The sequence below is a fragment of the Streptomyces sp. NPDC053673 genome (genome assembly GCF_055585225.1).
The window spans coordinates 84,018-93,431 of the sequence record NZ_JBVJKN010000022.1 but is presented as its reverse complement, the minus strand read 5'-3'; the positions used below and the strand labels follow the sequence as shown (position 1 = coordinate 93,431).

At 67.9% G+C, this 9,414-nt stretch carries 12 protein-coding genes; 11 read left to right on the top strand and 1 reads right to left on the bottom strand.

Annotation, left to right across the window (positions count from 1 at the left end; all coding sequences use genetic code 11):
* The 11 genes from ACZ6ZQ_RS27110 to ACZ6ZQ_RS27060 all read left to right on the top strand — a co-directional run.
* A partial coding sequence (locus tag ACZ6ZQ_RS27110) for a hypothetical protein (RefSeq protein ID WP_469771117.1) occupies nt 1-1,054 on the top strand: 1,054 nt, incomplete at its 5' end.
* A complete protein-coding gene (locus tag ACZ6ZQ_RS27105) occupies nt 1,047-1,367 on the top strand; it encodes a hypothetical protein (RefSeq protein ID WP_469771116.1) in 321 nt (106 codons plus the stop codon). The genes ACZ6ZQ_RS27110 and ACZ6ZQ_RS27105, both read left to right, overlap by 8 nt.
* 24 nt (nt 1,368-1,391) lie before the next feature.
* Nucleotides 1,392-1,982, top strand: coding sequence for an exonuclease (locus ACZ6ZQ_RS27100; RefSeq protein WP_469771115.1), 591 nt, complete (start codon nt 1,392-1,394; stop codon nt 1,980-1,982).
* A gap of 38 nt (nt 1,983-2,020) precedes the next feature.
* Entirely contained in the window at nt 2,021-2,278 is a 258-nt protein-coding gene (locus tag ACZ6ZQ_RS27095; protein WP_469771114.1) for a hypothetical protein, read from the top strand.
* Nucleotides 2,279-2,852: 574 nt separating this feature from the next.
* On the top strand, nt 2,853-3,707 hold the full coding sequence (locus ACZ6ZQ_RS27090; RefSeq protein WP_469771113.1) for a HipA family kinase: 855 nt from the start codon (nt 2,853-2,855) through the stop codon (nt 3,705-3,707).
* The gene (locus ACZ6ZQ_RS27085) at nt 3,704-4,087 is read left to right on the top strand and encodes a DUF3037 domain-containing protein (RefSeq protein ID WP_469771112.1); all 384 of its coding nucleotides are present in this window, start codon (nt 3,704-3,706) and stop codon (nt 4,085-4,087) included. Before ACZ6ZQ_RS27090 ends, ACZ6ZQ_RS27085 begins: the two co-directional genes overlap by 4 nt.
* Before the next feature lie 162 nt (nt 4,088-4,249).
* Nucleotides 4,250-5,011, top strand: a complete 762-nt coding sequence (fabG, locus tag ACZ6ZQ_RS27080) for a 3-oxoacyl-ACP reductase FabG (RefSeq protein WP_469771111.1) — start codon at nt 4,250-4,252, stop codon at nt 5,009-5,011.
* A 16-nt stretch (nt 5,012-5,027) separates the two neighbouring features.
* On the top strand, nt 5,028-5,801 hold the full coding sequence (locus ACZ6ZQ_RS27075; protein ID WP_469771110.1) for an SDR family oxidoreductase: 774 nt from the start codon (nt 5,028-5,030) through the stop codon (nt 5,799-5,801).
* Nucleotides 5,802-5,919: 118 nt separating this feature from the next.
* Nucleotides 5,920-7,500, top strand: coding sequence for an ABC transporter substrate-binding protein (locus tag ACZ6ZQ_RS27070; RefSeq protein WP_469771109.1), 1,581 nt, complete (start codon nt 5,920-5,922; stop codon nt 7,498-7,500).
* Nucleotides 7,501-7,602: 102 nt separating this feature from the next.
* The gene (gene ung, locus ACZ6ZQ_RS27065) at nt 7,603-8,286 is read left to right on the top strand and encodes a uracil-DNA glycosylase (RefSeq protein WP_469771108.1); all 684 of its coding nucleotides are present in this window, start codon (nt 7,603-7,605) and stop codon (nt 8,284-8,286) included.
* A 147-nt stretch (nt 8,287-8,433) separates the two neighbouring features.
* Complete coding sequence (locus tag ACZ6ZQ_RS27060) at nt 8,434-8,871, top strand: hypothetical protein (RefSeq protein WP_469771147.1); 438 nt, start codon at nt 8,434-8,436, stop codon at nt 8,869-8,871.
* 11 nt (nt 8,872-8,882) lie between these two features.
* Here ACZ6ZQ_RS27060 and ACZ6ZQ_RS27055 read toward each other — a convergent pair whose 3' ends face one another.
* The gene (locus ACZ6ZQ_RS27055; RefSeq protein WP_469771107.1) at nt 8,883-9,395 is read right to left on the bottom strand and encodes a DinB family protein; all 513 of its coding nucleotides are present in this window, start codon (nt 9,393-9,395) and stop codon (nt 8,883-8,885) included.
* Nucleotides 9,396-9,414: the final 19 nt, after the last annotated feature.

The window sequence follows — 9,414 nt, the reverse complement described above, 5'->3', positions numbered from 1 at the left end:
GGAGGAGCCTGGAGCCCCCGACGACTGGTCGCCGGACGGCTGCGCAGAGCCGGAGGAGCCTGGAGCCCCCGACGACTGGTCGCCGGACGGCTGCGCAGAGCCGGAGGAGCCTGGAGCCCCCGACGACTGGTCGCCGGACGGCTGCGTACAGCCGGAGGAGCCTGAAGCCCCCGACGACACGGCGGAGCCGTCGACTGCCGACGCCGACGGTGTGGACGCTGCCGACACAGTCGATGCCAGGAAGCAGGCGGCGCAGGCCAACGGGCTGATAGACGAAGCCGGGCGTGTTCCGGTCGAGGAACTGGACTCGGGCGACCGGGTGCGGGGTTGGCCGTGCGACGACACCGGGTACGAGATACGGGCCGAGGACTTGGAGTACCTGGGTTTGGACGAAGAACAGGTGGAGGCCTGGCAGCGGTTCGAAGCGCCGCTGGGCATGACCCCGGAACAGTTTACGGAGTTCAGAGCCGGGCTGAACGAAGCGCTCGCGGCGGACGGGATCGATCCGGAGCGAGTGGATATCCGCCTGCAGGGCTCAGCGGCACATTTCTTCTCGGGGTCCCACAAGGACTTTCCCGTTGAGCGGGACCTGACCGACCAGCCCGAAGCGCAGACCAGGCTGGCGGAATGGATGGGTGACCGACCGGAATCCGAACGGCCTGCCCGGATACCCTTTGACGCCAAGCATCTGCTGGGGGTGGAGGACAGTGAGGGCACGTGCGAGCCGCGCAGCGACTACGATGTTCAGCTTTCCTCCAGCGAAATGGTCGACAAGGCCAAGGAGACGTGGGAGGCCGCGGACCCCGACGTGCGCAGGCCCAGCGTCATCCACCCGAAGTATGACTTCGTGGACAAGAAGACAGTTGAACAGGCGTTCCCTGCGCTGAATGAGTGGAAAAATCACTGGGAGCAGGAGACCGGGCGCGAAGTGGCCCCGGCTCTGTTCTCGTCGGACGGCCCCCCGGACAGGACCGACGTGGGCAAGGGAATCTCGACGCATTTTCGTGAAACCGATTGGATCATCAACCGTCCGAGAGGCGACGTAGATGAATGACCAGCTGCAGATTCGAATGAAGGGAGAGCTCAGCGAAGGCCGGCTCTCCGCCTTCCGGGAGAAGGTGGGGTTGGCGCCGCGAGGTCGCCTCGACGATGACTGGGACGAGGAGTTCGGGAGGCGGGAGCTGCGCCCCAAGGAAAAGGGCGGGGTGAATCTGTCCCTATGGCGTTACGCAGATGACGACTGGATGATTTCACTCACTTACGAGCGGGATCCGCTGCCCGCCGAGGAAGCGGCAGAGGTGCGGCGAAACGTTCTGGACGCAGCTGCCCACGTCGGGCTGACGATCACCGCCCAGGTCCCCTCGTAGAGCTCGGAACGCGGAGAAAAGATCATGACGAAATCTGAGTTCCATGTTTCGGCTGATGTGGAAGCCGACGGACCGGTACCCGGGCCGTTCTCGATGTCGAGCTTCGGCCTGGCGGTCGCGGGGGTTCACGACGGAACGGCGTTTCAGGCCTGTGACCCCGCCGAGCGCACGTTCTACGCCGAACTCAAGCCGATCAGTGACGCCTACGACCCGGAGGCCCTGGCAGTCAGCGGCCTGGACCGCGGCCGGCTGGCACGAGAAGGCCAGGATCCCGCGCAGGCCATGAACGCTGCGGCTGCCTGGCTCGCAGGCGTATCCGACGAGCTGGCCGCCGTTCCGGTATTCGTCGCGTACCCGCTGGGCTATGACTGGATGTGGATGTACTGGTACTTCATGCAGTTCGCCGATTCCGGCTCGCCGTTCGGGCACTCCCGCTGCATGGACCTCAAGACGCTGTACGCCGCCAAAGCCGCCGTGCCGATCAACGAGGCGACGAAGCGGTCGATGCCTCGCCATCTGCTGTCCTCGCGCCCCCATACCCACAACGCCCTGGACGACGCGATCGAACAGGCCGAGCTGTTCCAGAACCTGATGCGCTGGGAAGTCGACGCCTGAACCGTCAACGGGGGACGCGCAATAAGCGAGTCGGCGCCATGCTGATCGGCCATTGCCCGTACCTGGTCGACCGCTTCACCTTCAACGGCACGATCATCGAGACCGGCACTGACCTGTCGGAACGAAGACCGGTGCTGAAAGACGGTTGTATGTGGGTTCAGCGAGTGATCGAAATGACCGGGTGGGAACCGCTCGGGATCTCCGTCGACTGGGCGGCGATCGAGGCAGAGCTGGGGTTCCGCTGCCGGCGGACGACAAGGAGCTCTACGAGGCGTTCGGCGCGGCGTCTTCAGTGATTCCGTCTACTTTCTGGGGCGCGACGAGGGCGTCTCGTTCGACTTCCTGACACAGTGGCGGGTCTCCCTGTCGGTCGACCAGGACAGCAAGCTCGGAGACGTCTCCGCCGTCGGTCCCTATGCGATCTACGCGCCGGGCGGCAAGGGGCTGGTTGAGTGGGGCTTTTTCCGGCGCGCCGCTTCACAGCCGGTGCAGAAGGTCTGCCGCCAGGGAGCGGGCGTGTTGAAGGCGGTCGCCGTTCGACGCGCGTCCTGCCTCCCAAGCGACTGGACCCGCCCCTCGTCATGCGCGGGCTCGCCTCGGGTGAAGAGCTGCGGCGGGCACCGGCTTCCGTGCCCTGAGGCCCACACGCTTCGGTCGTCCCGGAGGACGACGAGTCGGTGGTCACCCTGGCGAGGGGGCTGGGGAAGGGGCGCCGAGACATCGACGGTCTGCCGGGCGGCCCGGGGAGCGAGGCCCCTGAGCAGAACGCCCAGAATCTCCCCAGGGGGGATCGCCGCCCGCCCCAGGGTGAGTCGTGATTTCGGGAGGGATCTTGGATCGTGAAGCTCAGCCGCCGGATAGCCTGGGAAAATGCTCACAGAAGTGATCGCGACCCGATACGTCACGCCCTTGCGTGAAGGCGGCTCGCTCCCGGGGATCGTCGAGGCCGACGACCTCGGCACGTACGTCATGAAGTTCACCGGGGCAGGACAGGGACGCAAGCCCCTGGTCGCCGAGGTCATCTGCGGACAGCTGGGTCGGCGGCTGGGGCTGCGGGTCCCGGAGCTCGTCCAGATCCAGCTCGACCCCGTCATCGGGCTCTCCGAGCCGGACCAGGAAGTGCAGGAGCTGCTCAAGGCCAGCGGTGGGCTGAACCTGGGGATGGACTTCCTGCCCGGCTCCCTCGGCTTCGATCCGCTCGCGTACGAGGTGAGTGCGGCGGAGGCGGGCCGGGTCATCTGGTTCGACGCGCTCATCAACAATGTCGACCGGTCCTGGCGCAACCCCAACATGCTTGTCTGGCACGGCGACCTGTGGCTGATCGACCACGGCGCCACCATGATCTGGCACCACAACTGGCCGGGTGCCCAGGCCTCCGTGGCCAAGCCCTACGACGCCTCCGACCATGCCCTCGCGCCCTTCCGGCCCGACATCGCCACGGCTGCCGCCGAGCTCGCTCCGCTGGTCACCGAAGAGCTGCTGACCCAGGTCACGGCGGATGTCCCGGACGAGTGGCTGGTCGACGAACCGGGCTTCGACTCCACCGACGCCGTGCGCCGCGCCTATGTGGAGGCCCTGCTGCCGCGCGCGGCCACCATTCATGAACGGATCACTCTGAGCGCCCCGTCCAAGCCCCGCACCTCCCAGGCACCCGGCTGGCTGACCGAGCACCTCACGCCCTGGCCGCACCCGACCAAGAAGAGCAAGAAGGGCGACAGCCGGTGACCGAGCGCGATGTCTTCGAGTACGCGCTGCTGCGCGTCGTACCCCGCGTCGAGCGGGGCGAGTGCTTCAACGCGGGCGTGGTGGTGTACTGCCGCGCCAAGTCCTTCGTGGCCGCCCGCACCCACCTCGACGAGGGCAAGCTCAGGGCGCTCGACCCGCAGGCCGATGTCCTGGGCGTACGGGCCGCGCTGCACGCCGTCGAGGGCGTCTGCCGGGGCGGCGAGGACGCCGGCCAGGCCGCGCGCGACGACGCCGGGCGGCGCTTTCGCTGGCTGATCGCCCCGCGCTCGACGGTCGTCCAGCCCGGCCCCGTACACACCGGACTCACGGCCGACCCGGAGGCCGAGGTCGAGCGGCTGCTGGATGTGCTGGTGCGGTGAGCGCCCGGAGGTGAACCGAGCCCTGGAAAGAGGGGGGCACGTTGACACCGGGTGCCAGGGCTTCTAGCGTCTCGTCCACGAAGGTACTAAGCGGTCGCTCATCCATCTGGGCCGTGCCGGGCAGCCGCTTCCAACGGGATCCAAGGGCGAGGAGAACCAACCATGTCCACCACCGAGCAGCGCGTCGCGATCGTGACGGGAGCGGCGCGAGGCATTGGCGCCGCCACCGCCGTACGCCTGGCGGCCGAGGGCCGTGCCGTCGCCGTACTCGACCTCGACGAGGCGGCCTGCAAGGACACCGTCGAGAAGATCACCGCGGCGGGCGGGAAGGCCATCGCCGTCGGCTGCGACGTCTCGGACTCCACCCAGGTCGAGGCTGCGGTGGCGCGTGTCGCCACCGAGCTCGGCGCGCCGACGATCCTCGTCAACAACGCGGGTGTGCTCCGCGACAACCTGCTCTTCAAGATGAGCGAGTCCGACTGGGACACCGTGATGAACGTGCACCTCAAGGGCGCGTTCCTGATGGCCAAGGCCTGCCAGAAGCACATGGTGGACGCGGGCTTCGGGCGGATCGTCTCGCTGTCGTCCAGCTCGGCCCTGGGCAACCGCGGCCAGGCCAACTACTCCGCGGTCAAGGCCGGCCTGCAGGGCTTCACCAAGACCCTCGCCAAGGAGCTCGGCAAGTTCGGCATCACCGCCAACGCCGTCGCGCCCGGCTTCATCGTCACGGAGATGACCGCCCAGACGGCCGCCCGCGTCGGCATGGGCTTCGAGGAGTTCCAGGCCGCGGCCGCCACGCAGATCCCGGTGCAGCGGGTCGGCAGGCCGGAGGACGTTGCCAACGCGATCGCCTTCTTCGCGGGCGACGACGCCGGCTTCGTCTCCGGCCAGGTCATGTACGTGGCCGGCGGCCCGCTCAACTGAACCGGAGGTGACTGACATGACTGCTCAGGAGCAGGAGCTTCCCCCGCTGTCCGGAAAGGTCGCCCTGGTCACGGGAGCCAGCCGGGGCATCGGCTACGGCATCGCGGAGGCGCTCGTCGCGCGCGGCGACCGGGTGTGCATCACCGGCCGCGGCGAGGACGCCCTCAAGGAGGCCGTCGAGAAGCTCGGCGGCGACCGTGTGATCGCCGTCGCGGGCAAGGCCCATGACGAGACGCACCAGGCGGTTGCTGTCGAGCGCACCATGGAGGCGTTCGGCCGCGTCGACTTCCTCGTCAACAACGCCGGCACGAACCCGGTCTTCGCCCCCATCGCGGAGCTCGACCTCAACGTGGCCCGCAAGGTCTTCGAGACCAACGTGATCTCCGCGCTCGGCTTCGCCCAGCAGACCTGGAAGGCCTGGCAGAAGGAGAACGGCGGTGCGATCGTGAACATCGCGTCGGTCGCCGGTATCTCCGCGTCCCCCTTCATCGGGGCGTACGGGATGAGCAAGGCGGCGATGGTCAATCTGACCCTCCAGCTGGCGCACGAATTCGCCCCGGCCGTCAGGGTCAACGCCATCGCCCCTGCCGTGATCAAGACGAAATTCGCGGAAGCGCTGTACGAGGGCCGGGAGGCCGAGGCGGCGGCGGCCTATCCGCTGGGCCGGCTCGGTGTTCCGGCGGACATCGGAGGAGCGGCCGCGTTTCTCACGTCCGACCAGTCGGATTGGATCACGGGGCAGACACTTGTGGTCGATGGCGGTATTTTCCTGAATGCCGGAGTTCACTGAACCGGTTTGTGCCTGAATGACCAGGGATTGCCTTAAGTGCCCCGCCGGACCTCCACGTTGGTCCGGCGGGGCACTGCGGTATGGTTCGCCGACCCATGGCTGAACGAGGAGCGTGCACGTGTTCAACCGGACGATGCTGCGGGCGGCTGCAGCCCTTGCGTCCATATCCCTGGTGGCGGGATGCGGTCTGTTTTCGGAGGACGACGCCGATGGGGCGCAGCAGATAGTTGTCGGTACGACGAGTGCGCCCAGCACACTCGATCCGGCCGCCGCGTGGGACGGCTCCTGGGAGCTGTTCCGGAATGTGTTCCAGACCCTACTGAGCTTCCCGACCGGGAGCACCGCGCCGGAGCCCGACGCGGCGGAGAAGTGCAAGTTCACCGATCCCACCAATACGGCATACCAGTGCACGCTGCGCGAAGGCCTCAAATTCTCCAACGGGAATCCGCTGGACGCGGCCGCGGTCAAGCACTCGATCGACCGTATTCAGAAGATCAACGTCAACGGCGGTCCGAATGGACTGCTCGGATCGCTCCGTGCGGTCGAGACGGACGGGAACCGTACCATCACCTTCCGGCTGACCAAGCCGGACGCCACGTTCCCGTTCATCCTCGCCACGCCCGCGATGTCCCTCGTCGACCCGGCCGAGTACCCGAAGGACAAGCTCCGCGAGGACGGCAAGGTCACCGGCTCCGGCCCGTACACCCTGGAGTCGTACCAGGAGGGCACGCAGGCGGAGCTGAAGAAGAACGCGCGCTACAACGGCTTCGCCGACCGTAAGAACGACGCCGTCACCATCCGTTACTTCAAGGAATCCGAAGCGATGGTCGGCGCCCTCAAGCGGAAGGAGATCGACGCGACGTACCGCGGTCTCACCGCGGAGGAGGTCGTCGATCTGCAGGAGAAGAAGAAGGCGAACGAGGGCCTCCAGCTCATCGAGACCACCGGCGCCGACATCCGTTACCTGGTGTTCAACCCCAAGGACCCGTCGGTCGGCAAGCTGCCGGTCCGCCAGGCGATCGCCCAGGTCGTCGACCGCGGGGCGCTGGTCGGCAAGGCCTACCGGGGCACTGCAGAGCCGCTGTACTCGATGGTCCCCAAGGGCATCGCCGGGCACACCACCGGCTTCTTCGACAAGTACGGTGACGCCGACGCCGACAAGGCACGCGCCATCCTGAAGGACGCGGGAATCGACACCCCCGTTCCGCTGACCCTCTGGTACACCACCGACCGGTACGGATCCGGCACCGCCGGCGAGTTTGCGGAGCTCAAGCGACAGCTCGAATCGTCGCGGCTGTTCAAGGTCACGCTCCGGGGCAAGCCCTGGAAGGAGTTCCAGGAGGGGTACAAGAAGGGCGAGTACCCGGTCTTCGGCCGAGGCTGGTTCCCCGACTTCCCCGACCCGGACAACTTCATCGCGCCCTTCGTCGGCACGCAGAACGTGCTCGGTACGCCGTACGAGAGCCCGGAGATCACCCAGCAGCTGCTGCCCCAGTCGCGGAAGACGAGCGATCGCGGGGACGTGTCCAAGGAGTTCGCCCGGGCACAGGAGATCCTCGTGGACGATGTGCGGCTGCTGCCGCTGTGGCAGGGCAAGCTCTACGTCGCGTCGAGCGAGGAGATCGCCGGCGGCGAGCGCGCCCTGGACCCGCAGACGGTCATGCAGATGTGGGAGCTGCACCGGCAGACCAGCTGGTAGGGGTGGGGCCGGTGCCGGGCGGACCGTCCGGCGGGAGCGATTGTCAGTGGCCGCAGGTAGGTTCTGTGGTCGAGAACTGATCGCACACCGGAGGTTGTTGACGTGACCGACACCGACATGCTGCCCGAGTCCTGGCGCGGCGTCCTCGGCGAAGAGCTCCAGAAGCCGTACTTCAAGGAGCTCGTCGACTTCGTCGAGGACGAGCGCGCCAGGGGGCCGGTGTACCCGCCGCGCGAGGAGGTCTTCGCCGCGCTGGACGCCACGCCCTTCGACCGGGTGAAGGTGCTGGTCCTCGGCCAGGATCCCTACCACGGTGAAGGGCAGGGGCACGGCCTGTGCTTCTCGGTGCGCCCGGGCGTCAGGACCCCGCCCTCCCTGCGGAACATCTACAAGGAGATGCAGGAGGAGCTGGGCCTCCCGGTGCCGGACAACGGCTATCTGATGCCGTGGGCCCAGCAGGGTGTCCTGCTGCTCAACGCGGTGCTGACGGTGCGCTCCGGCGAGGCCAACTCCCACAAGGGCAAGGGCTGGGAGAAGTTCACGGACGCGGTGATCAGCGCCGTCGCCTCGCGGCCCGATCCGGCGGTCTTCGTGCTCTGGGGGAACTACGCGCAGAAGAAGCTGCCGCTGATCGACGACGAGCGCCATGTCGTGGTGAAGGGCGCGCATCCTTCGCCGCTGTCCGCGAAGAAGTTCTTCGGCTCCCGCCCGTTCGCGCAGATCAACGAGGCAGTGGCGGCCCAGGGGCACGAGCCGATCGACTGGCGCATCCCCGACCTGGGCTGACGGTTCGCGCACCTGGCTGACAGGTTCGGGCCCGGCGCCCGAGCCTGTGCCGGATCACCGGTGGCGGCGGCTAGCGTCGGCACCACCGATGTCGAAGCGCTGGAGGCCGCACTCGTGGAGCAGCAGGAGGCGTCGGAAGACGCGGTCATGACCAGGATCGGGCAGGCGATCATGCTGCTCCACGGCGGGGACCGCGAGGAGGCGCGCAACCGCTTCACGGAGCTGTGGACGCTGCTGGGGGAGGGCGGCGACCCGTTGCACCGCTGCACCCTCGCCCACTACATGGCGGACACCCAGGACGATCCCGGGGACGAGCTGGCCTGGGACCTGCGGGCGCTGGCGGCGGCGGAGGGACTGACCGACGAGCGTCTGGCGCAGCACCACTCGGCGGCCGCCGTGCGCGGCATCTATCCGTCCCTGCATCTGAATCTCGCCGCGGACTATCTGAAGCTCCACCGCCCCGAGGCCGCCCGCGCCCATCTGGACCGGGCGCGGGCGGCCTCGGACGCACTGGGGGACGACGGCTACGGGGACGGGGTGCGTGCGGCGATCGACCGGCTGGGCCGCCGGTTGTCGGAGGGGTGACGCGAGGCGCGTCAGACCCCCGCCGTACCGTCGATCCGCTCCCGGAGCAGATCGGCGTGCCCGTTGTGACGGGCGTACTCCTCGATCATATGGACATAGATCCAGCGCAGGTTGAACGTCAGTCCGCCGTGGTGCGTGCCGGTTCCGAGGTCGTCCAGGGAGCGCGAGGCGGCCAGCTCCCGGGCGTGCGTGATCTCCTCGCTCCAGGCTGTGTGCGCGGCCTCCCAGGTGTCCCCGTCGGCCAGATGGAACTCACCGTCCGGGTCCTCCTCGCTGTAGTACAGCGGCGGTGCGTCCTCCGCGGCCAGGATGCGGCGGAACCAGTTCCGTTCGACGTCCGCCATGTGCCGTACGAGGCCGAGCAGGGAGAGCTGCGAGGGCGGCACGCTCGTTTCGCGGAGCTGCGTGTCGTCGAGCCCCGCGCACTTCAGCGCCAGGGTCTCGCGATGGAAGTCGAGCCAGCCCTCCAGCATGTCGCGCTCGCCGGCGGTCGTTGGTGCTGTGGTCCGCTCAGATGTGGTCATGCTGCGCATCTTCGACGAT

Bases quoted from the DNA above. Each gene is read 5' to 3' on its own strand.
- ACZ6ZQ_RS27105 (WP_469771116.1), top strand. From the start codon at position 1,047: ATGAATGACCAGCTGCAGATTCGAATGAAGGGAGAGCTCAGCGAAGGC.
- ACZ6ZQ_RS27100 (WP_469771115.1), top strand. From the start codon at position 1,392: ATGACGAAATCTGAGTTCCATGTTTCGGCTGATGTGGAAGCCGACGGA.
- ACZ6ZQ_RS27095 (WP_469771114.1), top strand. From the start codon at position 2,021: ATGCTGATCGGCCATTGCCCGTACCTGGTCGACCGCTTCACCTTCAAC.
- ACZ6ZQ_RS27090 (WP_469771113.1), top strand. From the start codon at position 2,853: ATGCTCACAGAAGTGATCGCGACCCGATACGTCACGCCCTTGCGTGAA.
- fabG (WP_469771111.1), top strand. From the start codon at position 4,250: ATGTCCACCACCGAGCAGCGCGTCGCGATCGTGACGGGAGCGGCGCGA.
- ACZ6ZQ_RS27075 (WP_469771110.1), top strand. From the start codon at position 5,028: ATGACTGCTCAGGAGCAGGAGCTTCCCCCGCTGTCCGGAAAGGTCGCC.
- ACZ6ZQ_RS27060 (WP_469771147.1), top strand. From the start codon at position 8,434: ATGACCAGGATCGGGCAGGCGATCATGCTGCTCCACGGCGGGGACCGC.
- ACZ6ZQ_RS27055 (WP_469771107.1), bottom strand. From the start codon at position 9,395: ATGACCACATCTGAGCGGACCACAGCACCAACGACCGCCGGCGAGCGC.